General features: G+C 39.5%; 14 protein-coding genes and 1 riboswitch. Of the genes, 9 read left to right on the forward strand and 5 right to left on the reverse strand.

Annotated elements, in window-relative coordinates:
- The first annotated feature begins 939 nt into the window (after window positions 1–939).
- From qoxA to N9I19_RS05810, 5 genes are all read left to right on the forward strand, one after another.
- On the forward strand, window positions 940–1,884 hold the full coding sequence (gene qoxA, locus N9I19_RS05790) for a cytochrome aa3 quinol oxidase subunit II (protein WP_317777230.1): 945 nt from the start codon (window positions 940–942) through the stop codon (window positions 1,882–1,884).
- A gap of 73 nt (window positions 1,885–1,957) precedes the next feature.
- The gene (qoxB, locus tag N9I19_RS05795; RefSeq protein ID WP_061461383.1) at window positions 1,958–3,904 is read left to right on the forward strand and encodes a cytochrome aa3 quinol oxidase subunit I; all 1,947 of its coding nucleotides are present in this window, start codon (window positions 1,958–1,960) and stop codon (window positions 3,902–3,904) included.
- Window positions 3,904–4,500, forward strand: coding sequence for a cytochrome aa3 quinol oxidase subunit III (gene qoxC, locus N9I19_RS05800; RefSeq protein WP_061461385.1), 597 nt, complete (start codon window positions 3,904–3,906; stop codon window positions 4,498–4,500). The genes qoxB and qoxC overlap by 1 nt, the downstream gene beginning before the upstream one ends.
- Before the next feature lies 1 nt (window position 4,501).
- On the forward strand, window positions 4,502–4,786 hold the full coding sequence (gene qoxD, locus N9I19_RS05805) for a cytochrome aa3 quinol oxidase subunit IV (RefSeq protein ID WP_061461387.1): 285 nt from the start codon (window positions 4,502–4,504) through the stop codon (window positions 4,784–4,786).
- 475 nt (window positions 4,787–5,261) lie between these two features.
- Window positions 5,262–5,711 carry a YfmQ family protein gene (locus tag N9I19_RS05810; RefSeq protein WP_089362571.1) on the forward strand — a complete coding sequence of 150 codons (450 nt, stop codon included), beginning with the start codon at window positions 5,262–5,264 and terminating at the stop codon, window positions 5,709–5,711.
- A 268-nt stretch (window positions 5,712–5,979) separates the two neighbouring features.
- On the opposite strand, the gene N9I19_RS05815 is transcribed toward N9I19_RS05810, so the two are convergent.
- A complete protein-coding gene (locus N9I19_RS05815; protein ID WP_125163276.1) occupies window positions 5,980–6,114 on the reverse strand; it encodes a BA3454 family stress response protein in 135 nt (44 codons plus the stop codon).
- Window positions 6,115–6,640: 526 nt separating this feature from the next.
- On the reverse strand, window positions 6,641–7,498 hold the full coding sequence (locus N9I19_RS05820) for a DMT family transporter (protein ID WP_317777231.1): 858 nt from the start codon (window positions 7,496–7,498) through the stop codon (window positions 6,641–6,643).
- 128 nt (window positions 7,499–7,626) lie between these two features.
- Window positions 7,627–7,672, forward strand: a riboswitch (PreQ1 riboswitch).
- A gap of 106 nt (window positions 7,673–7,778) precedes the next feature.
- Between N9I19_RS05820 and queF the strand changes: the two genes are divergently transcribed.
- On the forward strand, window positions 7,779–8,279 hold the full coding sequence (gene queF, locus N9I19_RS05825) for a preQ(1) synthase (protein ID WP_061461394.1): 501 nt from the start codon (window positions 7,779–7,781) through the stop codon (window positions 8,277–8,279).
- Between the two features lie 203 nt (window positions 8,280–8,482).
- The gene (locus N9I19_RS05830; RefSeq protein ID WP_089362573.1) at window positions 8,483–9,829 is read left to right on the forward strand and encodes an aspartate kinase; all 1,347 of its coding nucleotides are present in this window, start codon (window positions 8,483–8,485) and stop codon (window positions 9,827–9,829) included.
- Window positions 9,830–9,984: 155 nt separating this feature from the next.
- Here the strand turns inward: N9I19_RS05830 and N9I19_RS05835 are convergent, their stop codons facing one another.
- On the reverse strand, window positions 9,985–11,151 hold the full coding sequence (locus N9I19_RS05835; protein WP_317777232.1) for an ABC transporter permease: 1,167 nt from the start codon (window positions 11,149–11,151) through the stop codon (window positions 9,985–9,987).
- On the reverse strand, window positions 11,141–11,893 hold the full coding sequence (locus tag N9I19_RS05840) for an ATP-binding cassette domain-containing protein (protein ID WP_317777233.1): 753 nt from the start codon (window positions 11,891–11,893) through the stop codon (window positions 11,141–11,143). Before N9I19_RS05840 ends, N9I19_RS05835 begins: the two co-directional genes overlap by 11 nt.
- A gap of 162 nt (window positions 11,894–12,055) precedes the next feature.
- On the opposite strand from N9I19_RS05840, the gene N9I19_RS05845 reads away from it, so the two are divergent.
- Entirely contained in the window at window positions 12,056–12,754 is a 699-nt protein-coding gene (locus N9I19_RS05845; protein WP_317777234.1) for a LytR/AlgR family response regulator transcription factor, read from the forward strand.
- A gap of 12 nt (window positions 12,755–12,766) precedes the next feature.
- Window positions 12,767–13,744 (forward strand): sensor histidine kinase, encoded by a 978-nt coding sequence (locus N9I19_RS05850; RefSeq protein WP_317777235.1) that lies wholly within the window; start codon window positions 12,767–12,769, stop codon window positions 13,742–13,744.
- 116 nt (window positions 13,745–13,860) lie between these two features.
- Here N9I19_RS05850 and N9I19_RS05855 read toward each other — a convergent pair whose 3' ends face one another.
- Window positions 13,861–14,427: a nitroreductase family protein gene (locus N9I19_RS05855; RefSeq protein ID WP_317777236.1), complete on the reverse strand. Its 567-nt coding sequence runs from the start codon at window positions 14,425–14,427 to the stop codon at window positions 13,861–13,863.
- Window positions 14,428–14,513 lie beyond the last annotated feature (86 nt).

Genomic DNA, 14,513 nt, shown 5'->3' on the forward strand with positions numbered 1-14,513 from the left:
CAAGTATCGAATGAGAATTGTCTTTTTTTAGTTTGATTTACCGTACTAGTTAGAAAAACGTGAGTTTTTCAGCAGCCCCCCTTAAAATGTCCATTTTTTTTCGTTTTTTTATGTGCGTTTACTAAAAGAAATGCAGTTATCTAGTGAGTTTCTTTTATGCTAGGCACCAAAATGCAGTTTTACTAAAAAGGACAACTGAGGTGAAGTGGTTTTTGCAATAGCATATTGGGATAATAATTGGATTAATGTCCTAAACTGCTGTTGGGGAATACTGACAGGGCAGTAAGTATTTATTGGGGAAGTAATCCAATTAGCAATCAAAGTGGGAAGGCAATCAAGTAATTTTTATAAGGATCGGAATGTTCATTTCAGACTCTTTGCTTCCATATATATAGTGACCAGTGTTGGACCGTAAGAGTATTGAAGCAGAAAAAACGACATGGTGTGCACAATGCCGTTACCCACGTCTGTGGTCGAGTTAGAAAAATTCGTTTTTAAATCCGGGCTAACATCGTCATCATTTACGATCCCATCGATAGTTACCTAATTAACATGATAGGTAATGGAATTCGTAGTGTTAAGAAAATTCAGATTTTTTCTTGAGGTTATGTATGCGGCGAAAATATTGTAAAAATTATATTTCATTATATTAAAGTAACATTAAATGGAAAATGGAGTGGAGTTACTTTTTAATCCTAGACTCCATATGTAAGGAATTAAACACTTATTATATTTCATTTTCTTAAGATTTTCGAACATTTCAGTTCAGTTACCAACTTCTTACTGTATTTTAATGAACTTTATGTGACAGATGTCACTTTGTATTGTCTTTTTTTTAACTTGGGATTAATATTGTTATGTCGGGGTTTGTGAACATGGTAACACTTTGTCCGAATAATTACCAATAGGAATTTTATTATGTAAGAAAGGGGTAGTACTATGAAAATAAAATGGGCTTTATTAACTATACTTTTTACCATCGCCACTGTGCTTACGGGTTGCGATAACCCATTAATGGTCTTGGACCCTAAAGGGCCAGTAGCTGCAACACAAGCAGATGTCATTATGATATCGATATGGACAATGGCCTTTGTCGTTCTTGTCGTAATCGTACTGTATGTCTTCATGATAATGAAATATCGTGCTTCCAAACAGCGTGATGATTATGAACCACCTCATATTGAAGGAAGTAAGGTTCTAGAAATAATTTGGGTTGCAATCCCAATCATAATCGTCGCTTTCCTTGCCGTTGTTACTGTTAAAACAACAAATGAAGTCGAGGCAACACCTAAAGGATACGAAAAGCAGAAACCATTAGTTATCTACGCTGCATCTTCTAACTGGAAGTGGCACTTTAGTTATCCGGAAGAAAATATTGAAACAGTTAACTATCTGTTTTTACCGACTAACCGACCAATTGAATTTAAACTTTATTCATACGGACCAATTGCTAGTTTCTGGATTCCGCAACTTGGAGGACAAAAATATGCGATGTCTGATATGGTTACCACGTTGCACTTAGCAGCTGAAGTACCAGGTGAGTATATGGGTCGAAATTCAAACTTCAGTGGTTCAGGTTTTGCTCAGCAAACGTTCAACGTAAATGTATTGCCTAAAAAAGAATATGATAAATGGGTAAAAGAAATTAAAGCAACTGCTAAACCGATTACTGAGGATAAATTCAATAAATTACTAGAACCTGGTCATGTGGGACAATCCACGTTTACTGGAACTCACTTAAAGTTTTCTCCAGCTCCAGAAGGTGAAAATTCAGGTCATCACCACGGATCATCTGATACTGAAAAAAAATCAGATGAATCTACCAAAGGTTCACACGAGGAACATTCAGAACACAACAACATGAACATGAACATGAATCATTAAGGGTTTAACTCACATTCTACTAAACAATTAGTTTTACGATAAGGAATATTTTCCTGAAAGGAGTCACAAAAGTATGGATTACTTTGATCGATTTGCCGTACCTCATCCAAGTCCTGCAATTTATGCATCCATGGTTGCCATTGGCCTAACTATGATTGCGCTTGTTGCCGGAATTACCTATTTTAAAAAATGGGGTTACTTATGGCGTGAGTGGTTAACAACGGTTGACCATAAACGTATTGGTATCATGTACATCTTGTCAGCACTACTTATGCTCTTCCGTGGTGGCGCAGATGCTCTCTTGATGCGTGCCCAAACGGCTATTCCAAATAACGGCTTGTTGGATGGACAGCATTATAATGAAATTTTTACAACACACGGGGTTGTCATGATCCTGTTTATGGCGATGCCTTTTATCATTGGGTTAATGAACATTGTTACACCATTACAAATAGGGGCACGTGACGTAGCATTCCCGCGTCTAAACGCAGTAAGCTTCTGGTTATTCTTTATGGGGGCAATGCTATTTAACATCTCTTTCGTAGTCGGTGGTTCTCCTGATGCAGGCTGGACATCTTACTTCCCGCTGGCAAGTAACGATTTCAGTGAATCAGTAGGTTCGAACTATTACGCGATTGCAATTCAAATAGCTGGTATCGGGACATTACTGACTGGTATCAACTTTATCGTAACCATCTTGAAAATGAGAGCACCTGGCATGAATTTAATGAAAATGCCAATGTTCACATGGTCTATCTTGATCACAAACTTTATTATCGTTTTCGCTTTCCCTGTATTGACAGTGGCACTTGCGTTAATGACAATGGATCGACTATTCGGAACTCAGTTCTTTACGATGGCTAATGGCGGTAGCGATATGCTTTGGGCAAACTTGTTCTGGGTTTGGGGACATCCTGAAGTTTATATAGTTATTCTTCCAGCTTTCGGTATTTACAGTGAAATCATTTCGACTTTTGCACGTCGTAACCTGTACGGGTATAATTCGATGGTTATCTCTATGGTAGCTATTTCTACACTATCTTTCGTTGTATGGGCTCACCATTTTTATACAATGGGTCACGGTGCAATGGTTAACGGTATCTTCTCGGTTACCACAATGGCAATTGCTGTTCCGACCGGTGTTAAGATTTTCAACTGGTTGTTCACACTTTGGAAAGGTAAAATCGTTTTTACCGTCCCAATGTTATACTCTTTAGCTTTCATTCCGATTTTCACTCTCGGTGGGGTAACTGGGGTTATGCTTGCCATGGCAAGTGCTGACTACCAATACCATAATACAATGTTCTTAGTAGCTCACTTCCACTACGTTTTGATCCCTGGTACTGTATTTGCCGTACTTGCTGGTTTTACGTACTGGTGGCCAAAAATGTTTGGTTTCATGTTGAGCGAAAAGATAGGGAAATGGTCGTTCTGGTTCATTACAATCAGCTTTAATGTAACATTCTTCCCGATGTTCATCACTGGTTTAGATGGGCAAGCACGTCGTATGTATACGTACTCTGAATCAACGGGCTATGGTCCATTGAATTTGCTTTCTTTCGTTGGAGCAATTGGCATGGCAATAGGTTTTGCGCTTATTGTGTACAATATCTATTGGAGTACTCGTTATGCATCAAGAAATATTTCAAAAGATCCATGGGATGCACGTTCTCTAGAGTGGGCTACACATACACCAATTCCTGAATACAATTTTGCAATTGTACCTACAGTTGATTCTACAGAAGCATTCTGGGATTCTAAGAAAAAGGGCTTTAAATTATTTGGTGGTAAAGTAGAAAAGATTCATATGCCAAATAACAGTGGCGTGCCGTTTATCTTGAGCTGTATCTTCTTCGTTTGGGGCTTTGCAATGGTATTCAGCATGTGGATCATTGCAATCATTGCCACACTTGGTATCTTTGCTTGTATGGCTCACCGTTCATTCGAAAAAGACCACGGACGTTATATCTCCGTTGAAGAGATTGAAGAAACTGAAAATAAATTGCGAGGTGCTAAGTAATGAAAATAGATAACTCGCTGCCACTAGAATATAGCACGGAAGAAAATCGCTTAAAGATTTTTGGATTTTGGATTTTCCTGGGGGCAGAAATAGCTCTTTTCGCTACACTGTTCGCCACTTATTTTGTATTAGTTCATGGTACTGGAAATGGTCCTACAGGGGACGAACTCTTTAAAGTACCAACCCTAATGCTTCAAACAATTTTTCTTTTAACCAGTAGTTTTACCATTGGTCTTGGAATCAATGCAATGAGACTTGGTAGACAGAAAGCGATGCTTGGTTTCTTCATTATCACCCTTATTCTTGGTTTAGGCTTTTTGGGAGTCGAAATCTATGAATTCGTGGAGTATGTACATGAAGGAGCAACCATTCAAACAAGTGGTTTCTTATCTAGTTTGTTTGCGTTACTAGGTACGCATGGAGCTCACGTTACACTTGGTTTATTCTGGGGAACCTTCATCATTCTGCAGATTAAAAAACGCGGTATGACTCCAGAAACTACAAACAAAGCTTTCATCTTTTCTCTTTACTGGCATTTCTTAGACGTTGTCTGGATTTTCATCTTCAGTTTCGTCTACCTGAAAGGAATGATGTAATATGAAAGAATTATTCCCACGGGGCCAAGTTATGGGATTTGCTTTTTCACTAGTCCTGACTTTGGTTGCACTATCAGTTATAGTGTATGATCTCTCACTTAAAATGGCTTTAATCATCCTACTTGTTACAGCCTTCATGCAAGCTGCACTTCAATTTGTTATGTTCATGCATGCAGGAGAGTCTGAAGATAAAGCATCGATTTACACAAACGTTTACTACGGATTGTTTGTTGCATTGGTTACAATTTTCGGTACAATGCTAACAATGATTTGGGGATATCAATAATCCATTCCTGCAAAACTGGGCGTCTTGATGACGCCCAGTTTTTTTTGTATTCAAATTATGGTGAGCGTAAAATTACATACATTCAATTCTCTGCATCATAGAAATTTGTATTGTTAAGAAAGAAGAGGGGGTAGGAGAGGCAAATACTGTGATGGAAAATAATTTAGTATCTCCTTAATTTATTGTGTATCCTGCATTATAATGGGTACGGTGGGCTTTTTGCATTTAGATATATTGATGAGACTCAAATTCAAACGTGATATTGGATATATCTTTAAAAAATAAATTTTAGCGTAAACAAAAAGAATCCATTTTTGAAATTAGATGATCAAGATGATTAAGTTAGTATAAAGTTTTTATATTCACCAATAGTTAAACGTTAATAGAACGGACACATTTCCTAAGAAAAGCTCTCCGCTCTTTTGATATAATAAGTGATATCGTAGTTAACTATGCCTTAGCGGAGATGATGAATATGACATTGCCGGTTTTGATTTTGACAATTCTCATAAGTTTGATTAAATTATTAGTTACCTGTCTTCCAACAGATGCAGTGAATTGGATTCTCAGCAAATTTGAAATGCATTCAGAACTTAGTGACGCGAATGCCATCGTAACCTTTGACGGAAAACGGTTGGAAGGTGAAGAAAAAATTCAAGTTATTAATTATTTCAACAAAGCTAAATTTTTGAAAAAGAATCATATATTTCCGGGTAACGAACAATTATTTTTACATCCAGAGAACAGTGGGGCTCCATTAGTCATTGATACTAAAAAAGGCAAGAAGGATGTTAGGTTATTTTTGTACATTTACAACGACCACGTGGATGTAGTTAAACAGTACAAGAAGAAAGTAGTTGCGTATAGTCTGCTCTCCAATAGCCTTCAAGAACGTTCAATGCCATTAATAAGGGATGTAGTTTAAAAGGAACATAAACAAAGTCGCTCTTTTTTTCTGATTCAGATTGAGAGTTGAATGTTCACACGCATTCGAATTGGTATTATGTGGGGAAAGCTATTAAAAGTGGATTTAGGGGAAAATCGTTATCGAGGAGTTCTTTGAATAGAAAAAATTCATTAGAATACTATAAATGAAATACAATAAATCTGGATTGAAATGCGAAAAGTAATTTTGATGATTATGTCTAAAAGGGTAATAAAAAAAGCAGGTATCTAAAGCGATGCCTGCTTTTTTAAGCTTTCCATTGTTTTTCCACTTGATTAAGGGCTTGTTGTAAAATTTCTTCTTGATTAGTACCTGGTTTAGTAAGGACGTTAGTTTGATAAGATTTTCCTTGGAAATCAACTGTTACTGTAACTTTTACCATTATGCATCTTTCCTTTCTTGGTTCAGTAATGAGGTGGTTGTACCTACTTCTTTTATACCCGTGGGGGAAGACTTTTCAAACATTGCGAAGTAGCAAGTGTGGGGATTTAATATTCAAAATTATCTGATATTTTGAAGGGGATGTCAACACTTTTTTTTGACAGACTCCATTTCCTTATTTATTTTTAGGCTGTTTTCACATACTTTGTTGCTATTTACCAGGTAGTGAGTTGTGGTTGATTTCCCCTCCAGATGCTCGCTTTCCGCGGGGCGGGCGGTGAGCCTCCTCGGCGTAAACGCCTGTGGGGTCTCACCTGTCCCGCTGCTCCCGCAGGAGTCTCGCACTTCCGCTCCAATCAACCTTAAATAGTTTCGTTTTAAAAACAACAATCTTTACGAAAAGAGCCTATTTTTATGTGTACAAGGCTTGTGTATTGGGGTTAGACCATACCCTTTTTTGCGGCTATATAAAGACGACCTGGCTTTTGGGCGCATAACAGCCAGGTTGTTTTTGTAAAATTAACTATTCATATTTTAGTTAAGATAATTCCGATTAATGCTGCAAGTACGCCGGCAATTTGATAGGATTTAAGTTTTTCTTTGAATAAATAACAACCAGCGAATACGACAACTAGACAGTTCAGGCTGACGACAGGGAAGATGATGCTGGCGATTCCACTATTTAATGCAAAGAAATAACATCCATAGGCTATGATGCTTAATAATCCTACGAGTGATCCAATTTTCACTTCCATTAACTTAATCTTCTCATTCTTGATGGCTAATGCCGAAATGAGATAAAGTGTTCCGCCACCATACATTGATACTAGGATATCAAGGGAGTTTAAATGAAGACGGGTTGATGTCGTCATTAAGATACCTAGCACACCAAATGAGAAAATCGCGAATAATGTGTGCATCATCCAAGGTAAATATTGATGATTGCCCTTAGCATTAGGTGTATACTGAATGACAAGGGTAGCGAGCAGCATGCAGACAATTCCGCTCCACTGCAGTGAAGAAATATGCTCATGAAAAATTAATGCAGCACAGAGGATGGGAAATATTGCATTTGCCGCGATCAGTGGTGATGTCAAACTTGCCGGTCCTTTTTCAAAGGCACTTGCCATCTGGATATTACCGTTAGCGTTCAGTACACCAATGGCTCCACCAAGCAAGATGGATGGCCAGTTAGTAGTCAAGCCATCTACAAATCCGCTATATAAAAGTGCCATGATGAAGGCGGTAAAATAAAAGAAAAATTGGATATGTACCTTTGAGTAACCCTTTCCGTTACTCCATTTAAAAATGCTGTTATTGATTCCGAAACATAAACTGGTGATAAGAGCCGCAAAAATCCACATTGCTTTAATCTCTTCCTTCATGTAGGATAAACTTCTTCTACATTTTAAGCCGAATACGTGTAGGAATCAAACTAAAATAAAAAGTAGATTGACAGATTAGATATTTTTTTCTATATTTACTATGACAATTTTAAAATATTTCCCGATAAACGGGAGAGGTTCATAGCTTCACCCTCTTAAAAAAACTATGGCTTTGATTTTTTTTGCGAATCAACCATATCTTTGAGGAGATATGGTTTTTGTTATATAGAGGCCCATTTTATGAATCTCCCCTGACAAACGTGGATGAGGAGGACTTTATATGTCTGGAAGAAAAGAAGAAGAATTAAAAAAAGATATCACACTGCTTGGGAATCAAGGGACAAAATATACATTTGACTATGCGCCTGAAATTCTGGAATCATTCGATAACAAGCATCCGAACCGGGATTATTTCGTCAAATTCAATTGCCCGGAATTCACTAGCTTATGTCCAATAACGGGCCAGCCGGACTTTGCAACCATTTACATCAGCTATATTCCAAGTGTGAAGATGGTGGAAAGCAAGTCATTGAAACTTTATTTATTCAGCTTCCGTAATCATGGTGATTTCCATGAAGACTGCATGAACATCATCATGAATGATTTAATCGAGTTGATGGATCCCAAATATATTGAAGTCTGGGGCAAGTTTACACCTAGGGGCGGAATCTCTATCGATCCTTACACAAATTATGGTAAACCAGGTACGAAGTATGAGGAAATGGCGGATTACCGCTTGATGAATCATGACTTATACCCGGAAACGGTGGATAATCGCTAAAGATTAGAAAAAGACAACTGGCTTATGCCGTTGTCTTTTTTTGGTTTTTTGCTATTCTCATTCAGTAAACTCACTATTTTGTATTCTTTAAAAACACAAATGTCCTCCTGAAACGGAATTAACACTTGATTGTTTCGTGAAAAAACGTAATAATAGGAAGAGTTAATTTTGACAGAATATTTTCAAAAATAGGGGATGTCGTGATGAAAGTTGCAAAGTTTGGCGGAAGTTCACTTGCGTCAGGTGAACAGGTGAAAAAGGTATTCGAAATTGTAGTTGCTGATCCAGAGAGGAAGATTGTAGTCGTTTCGGCTCCAGGGAAACGCAATTCAAATGATATAAAGGTGACGGATCTATTGATTGAGGCTGCGGAACAGCAGCTGCGCGGGGATAACGGAGAGCATTTGATAGAAGATGTGGTATCCCGCTATGCGAGCATTGCTGAAGAGCTGGATATATCCGAGGAGGTCATCACTGGGATTCATGGAAATCTAAAAGCACTGTTGCATGGAGACCAATCTAACCCGAAGCGCTATTTGGATGCTTTAATGGCCAGTGGCGAGGATAATAATGCTAAGCTGGTTGCAGGTTATTTTCAAAGCCGTGGTGTAGAGGCTCAGTATATAAATCCAAAGAAGGCTGGCTTGATCGTAACGGATGAAGATGGATTTACCCAGGTGATGCCAGAATCGTATGATCGGTTATATGCTCTACGTGATGAGCCAGGAATCGTAGTATTCCCAGGGTTCTTCGGATACACGTTAGATGGTGAGGTTTTAACATTCTCAAGAAGCGGTTCCGATATTACGGGTTCGATTCTTGCGAATGGGGTCAAAGCCGATTTGTATGAGAACTTTACGGACGTGGATGCCGTTTATGCGGTGAATCCAAATGTGGTTTCCAATCCGAAGGGAATCAGGGAATTGACCTATCGTGAAATGCGGGAGCTTTCTTATGCCGGTTTCTCGGTATTTCATGATGAGGCGCTGATTCCTGCATTCCGTGCGGGAATACCAGTCCATATACAAAATACAAACAATCCGGCTGCACAAGGGACCCGCATTGTAAGTTCACGGGATAATACGAATGGGCCGGTTATTGGGATTGCAAGTGATAAAGGATTTTGCAGTATTTACATTAGCAAATATTTGATGAACCGGGAAGTTGGTTTTGGCCGGAAACTGCTGCATATCCTTGAAGATTACGGAGTTTCGTATGAGCATATTCCATCAGGCATCGATGATGTGACACTTATTCTAAGGCAGGACCAGATGGAGGGTGAAACCGAGAAGAAAATCATTTCACGAATCAAGAAAGAGCTACATGCCGATGAGGTGAATGTGGAGCATGATCTTGCTTTGATCATGATTGTAGGTGAAGGAATGCGTCATAATGTCGGTACAACGGCAAGGGCGTCAAAAGCGCTGGCCGAAGCAAAGGTGAACATTGAAATGATCAACCAAGGCTCTTCGGAAGTAAGCATGATGTTCGGTGTGAAAGGGAACAGTGAAGAGACGGCCATTCAGGCCTTATATCACGAGTTTTTTTGAGTAAGAGCGTTTAGGGACCTCCTTGAAAAGGGAGGTTTTTTTATGAATGTTCCAAGCTGGTAAAATGTGTTTTCAGTGATTGTGGGAAACGAGTGATTTTCAGGGAATTAAATTCGAGTGAATAAAAGACGCGCTGAGGGTTCAGCGCGTCATGTTTAGTTCAGTACCCATTTGTCCTTTAAGAATAATATTCTTGAGACAACAAAGAGGAGGATGATCGAGATGATGAGGGAGCTGGCTGTAAGGAAGATATTCTGAATATCGATCACACCATATATCAATTCTTTAAAGAGTGCGAAGATGTTTAAAATCGGCAGCAGGAAGTGCTTGTTTGTTAACTCATGTAAACCTGTGCCTCCTAAGAATAATGTCGGCAAAATGACGAGCATTGTTATGGGTGATAAATAGTTTTGTGATTCCTTTACAGTTTTTGAAATGATACTGGCGGACATTTGCAATGCACCCAAGAACATCGAAAATAACACAGTGATCGATAAAGCGATTGGCAGGATCAGCAATAGATCGTTACCGAAATTAAATCCTTTTCTTAGCTCTTCCGTGAAAAAGATGAGTTCCAAGGTGACCACAAGGATGGAGATGATACCGGCAAGCGCCCCGATTGATGAAATCGTGAGCCACTTTGCGACAAGGATTTTCCCGCGGCTGACCGGAGTCATAAGAAGGGCTTCCATCGTTTTACGATCTTTTTCTCCCGCAAATAAGTCAGAAGCTAGCGGATAGGCCCCGGTGCTGATTGCCATCGTGATGATCATCGGCAAAAAGAGGGATAGAATGCTGAGTGAGGCGCCATTATCGGTGTCGAGACCAATTTCCTTGATGTTGACTTGCAGCGGACTGGTCAGCTTGGAGTCGGCCTTTATATTCTGCAGTCGTTCTTGGATTACTTGCTTTTCAAAAAGTGTTAAAGCAGATTCAATCTGAGAAATGGTGAAAGAGCTATCTTGGCTATATGTGTCACCTAGGAGATTGAAAGTGACTTGTTCTCCCTTTTCTATCTTTTCCATAAACCCTTCGCTTACTTGAAGCGCAGCGGCGGCTTCACCTTCTTGAACGGCTTTTATCGGATCGTTAAACGAGTTGACTTCAATTTGGTTGAAGCCTCCAAGTAAGCCTTTAGCATCTTTTCTGAATGATGGATCGACTGCAAGTGTATATGTTTCATTTTCATTCGTCGTTATCGTGCTCTCGTAAAATAGAGTTAGTCCTGTCAATAATAGAATAGGAAGGAAGACGCTCAAAATCAATGTACGCCGATCTCTCAGAGCTTCCTTCATTTCTTTTAGATACATATCAAGAAACATACGATTGATTCCCCCTTACAAGTTTGGACATGAAAATATAATTTAGATCACGGCTGTTCTCTTCTATATAAAGCGATTCCAGCTTCCCTTTATAAATCAGTTCCCCTTTATGCATCATTGCTACAGAGTCACAGAGCAATGTTACTTCCTCCATGATATGGCTTGAAAAAATGATCGTTTTTCCCTGTTGCTTCAGTTCCAGGACAAGTTGTCGGAAAACATTGGATGATGTGATATCGAGCCCAGTCGTCGGCTCGTCGAAAAGTATGATATCAGGATCATGAATCAATGTTCGTGAAATGGCGACTTTTTGCCTCATGCCTTTAGAGAATCCTCCAACTTTCCGGTCAAGATAATCTTTCATCCCGAACATGACGGCAAGTTCTTCTATCCTGACTTTCGTTTCGTGCTTGCTCAGCCCGTAAAGGGTAGAGAAGTATGCAAGGTTTTCACGTGTGGTCAAGCGATCATATAGACCGGTTTCTCCACCGAACAAGACACCGATCCTTTTCTTGATTTCATTCGGATTATCGATTGTATCGAATCCGGCAACTTTGATATATCCATCAGTTGGAGTCAAGAGCGTAGCAATGGATCGCAGCAAGGTTGTTTTTCCAGCCCCGTTTTCTCCAAGCAATCCTACGATTTGGCCCTTCCTCACATCAAGGGAAACATGTTTAAGTGCAGTTATGAATATTTTTTTATCTTGGAATGTTTTAGTGATTTCATGAATCTCAATCATTTCGTAACCTCCTGTAATCTCTTTTGGTTGTTTTAATCATACAAACAAACAAGATGGGAATCTGCAGTTTTGTCGTAAAAATGCCATTTATTGTCGCGAAAAGGTCATTTTTCCATACTGGAATGGTAAAATAAAGATAATTTCAAATGAGGAGAGTTGAAAATGAAGGTAGGACTTGTGGATGATAGGAGGATCGATTTAGACAAGCTGAATGGGATTGTGAGTCAAATACCAGGTATCGAGCTTGTCTTTTCTACGGATTCCGCTGAATATGCTTATGAGCAGATTAAACAGGAAACGATCGACTTACTTATTGCGGATATTGAAATGCCCGATTTGTCTGGTTATGAATTGGCAGACATCATACATTCCCATGCACTGAACATTGCCGTCATTTTCGTGACCGGTACCAGCGGTTATGCGGTGCATGCGTTCGAGCTGAATGTGCATGACTATATCATGAAGCCTTACTCGAAGGATAGACTTGTCAAATCCGTCGATCGTTTTCTGGAAAAATTAAAAACTGCGGAAGTGGCGGGAAGATTGTTTTTAAAGCAAAAAAATGATATTCATATTCTGCAAAAAAAGGATATTATCTTCATCGAACGTTCTGGCCGTTCCACTACAATACATACGAAAAGCGGTCCGATTAAAACCTATCAAACATTGAATGAATTGGAAGGCGAGTTGCGGGAAAGAGACTTCATCCGTTCTCACCGATCATTCATCATCAACATACATTTTGTCAAAAACTTTTCTTTATACGCAAAAAATTCTTACCTCGTGAGATTTGAGGGCATCGAGGAGCAGGCTATGATTACGAAGGAAAGAGTGGGTTTCCTTCAAGCCCAATACTTTTAAGGTGTGAAGACCGTGAATGCATTACCGATCATTACAGCCCTATTAGGGACATGGAATGTTTATGGATTAACAAAATTAATTTCTTTGCCTTTCCCGATATACATATCAGCGATATTCATCTGCTTTCTTGCTTTTTTCCTTTATCGAAAGTATTCTCGCCTCTATAAGCAAATTTCATTGGGAAACTATGTGACTGCTATTCTATCAGGCATCCAGCTGATTGTTGCGATACTTTATGCATTGATAGAACCTTCAATTGCGTATCTGGGTCTATTCCTTATGTTCATAGGGATAGAAATGGTTAGGGTCAATATGGGGAGAAGTTTCCTCCGGTTGAAAAATCAGCAGAAGCGAATGGAAGAAGAACGGATGCAGATTAATGAAACCTTCAGGGTGGTCCGCAGTCAGCGCCATGATTTCCTCAAGCACGTATCAGCGCTCCAATTTATGATCGAACAGGATGAGGGGGCAGCAGCGAAGGAATATATGAATGGATTGATAGCTGAGTTTGAAGAAACGAATCTATCGATTAAAGGTGAAAAAGGGGTAGTTGCCGGGATACTTCATAAAATGTACAGGAGGGCAAAGGAAACTCAAGCCCAAATTGTATTTCAACTAGACGTTCCCCTCTCATCTTTACCTTTAAAGGATCATGACGTTGTGGCATTGATAGGGAATGTCCTCGCAAATGCGATAGAAGCAGCTGCAACATGGCAGGAGGAAAAAGGGGAGATAGCCCAAATCACGCTCCATTTTTATAAACGGAGCGGTATGTACCTATTATCATGCAGTAACAGTTGTCTGCCAGTACCTAATCCCATTCTGGACGGACTGTTTGAAAAATACGGTCAAACCACGAAATTGGGGCAGCATGAAGGGATGGGTACGAAAATCATCGCTGATATCGTGAAAAAACATCAAGGGTATTTGGATTTCACCTATAAAAGTGAAGAATTCAACTTGAAAATTAAGGTGCCGGCTATTAAATAATCATCTTTAAATGATTATGATAAGTGGTATTGAACATTTGCCCCCGTGATTATTGTTTTGCTCTTAAATATAAAAGGAAAGCCTCCAAATAGAAGATTGGAGGCTTTCCTTTTATGTTAGTCCATAATTAACAGGAGTTGATCGATCGCGTTCCTTGGACGTGGGGCAGGGATCATATCGGGATAGCCGACGTGAAGGCTGCCGACGATCTTCTCTCCGGGTTTCACGTCTAAAGCTTCACGAAACTCGATGCTGTGTATCATGCCGTATGTTTCCCATATCAACCCGATTCCTTGTTCCCAGGCAAGCAGGCTGAAATTCTGGATCAAGGCACTTGTAGCCGCATAATCTTCTTCACGTGTCATAGGATTCGGATTCTCTTCCATGATCACCGCGACAAACATCGGTACACCTATAAGCTTATTATATCCTCGCTGTCCGGCTGCTTCTTTCTTTTCCGGGTCCTTCTCTTTGCCTGCCATGAAAGCACGGGTTGCTTCTGCGAGTTTTAATCGGCTATCACCATGCACCACGACAAAGCGCCATGGTTGGGTAAGTTTATGGTTCGGTGCCCATGTCGAAGTTTCCAATAGTGATCGGATGGTATCAATAGGAACAGGAATGTCCTTAAATCGTTTAATGCTGCGCCGTTCTTTAATGATATCTTCAAGTTTCATGATCATCCTGCTCCTTTATATAAGTAAGTTTGTTAGTTTTTTAAAAAAATAATCCCCGGCTGCCTAATATGCTTCCAACGTGAATGAATACT

This window comes from Peribacillus sp. CSMR9, assembly GCF_033141925.1.
GTDB lineage: Bacteria > Bacillota > Bacilli > Bacillales > DSM-1321 > Peribacillus > Peribacillus simplex_A.

Excerpts from the sequence above, each read along its gene's own strand:
- N9I19_RS05855 (WP_317777236.1), bottom strand. The coding sequence starts at position 14,427 with ATGATCATGAAACTTGAAGATATCATTAAAGAACGGCGCAGCATTAAA.
- queF (WP_061461394.1), top strand. The coding sequence starts at position 7,779 with ATGTCTGGAAGAAAAGAAGAAGAATTAAAAAAAGATATCACACTGCTT.
- N9I19_RS05830 (WP_089362573.1), top strand. The coding sequence starts at position 8,483 with ATGAAAGTTGCAAAGTTTGGCGGAAGTTCACTTGCGTCAGGTGAACAG.
- qoxB (WP_061461383.1), top strand. The coding sequence starts at position 1,958 with ATGGATTACTTTGATCGATTTGCCGTACCTCATCCAAGTCCTGCAATT.
- N9I19_RS05835 (WP_317777232.1), bottom strand. The coding sequence starts at position 11,151 with ATGTTTCTTGATATGTATCTAAAAGAAATGAAGGAAGCTCTGAGAGAT.
- qoxD (WP_061461387.1), top strand. The coding sequence starts at position 4,502 with ATGAAAGAATTATTCCCACGGGGCCAAGTTATGGGATTTGCTTTTTCA.
- qoxC (WP_061461385.1), top strand. The coding sequence starts at position 3,904 with ATGAAAATAGATAACTCGCTGCCACTAGAATATAGCACGGAAGAAAAT.
- N9I19_RS05840 (WP_317777233.1), bottom strand. The coding sequence starts at position 11,893 with ATGATTGAGATTCATGAAATCACTAAAACATTCCAAGATAAAAAAATA.
- qoxA (WP_317777230.1), top strand. The coding sequence starts at position 940 with ATGAAAATAAAATGGGCTTTATTAACTATACTTTTTACCATCGCCACT.
- N9I19_RS05815 (WP_125163276.1), bottom strand. The coding sequence starts at position 6,114 with ATGGTAAAAGTTACAGTAACAGTTGATTTCCAAGGAAAATCTTATCAA.
- N9I19_RS05820 (WP_317777231.1), bottom strand. The coding sequence starts at position 7,498 with ATGAAGGAAGAGATTAAAGCAATGTGGATTTTTGCGGCTCTTATCACC.
- N9I19_RS05810 (WP_089362571.1), top strand. The coding sequence starts at position 5,262 with ATGACATTGCCGGTTTTGATTTTGACAATTCTCATAAGTTTGATTAAA.
- N9I19_RS05845 (WP_317777234.1), top strand. The coding sequence starts at position 12,056 with ATGAAGGTAGGACTTGTGGATGATAGGAGGATCGATTTAGACAAGCTG.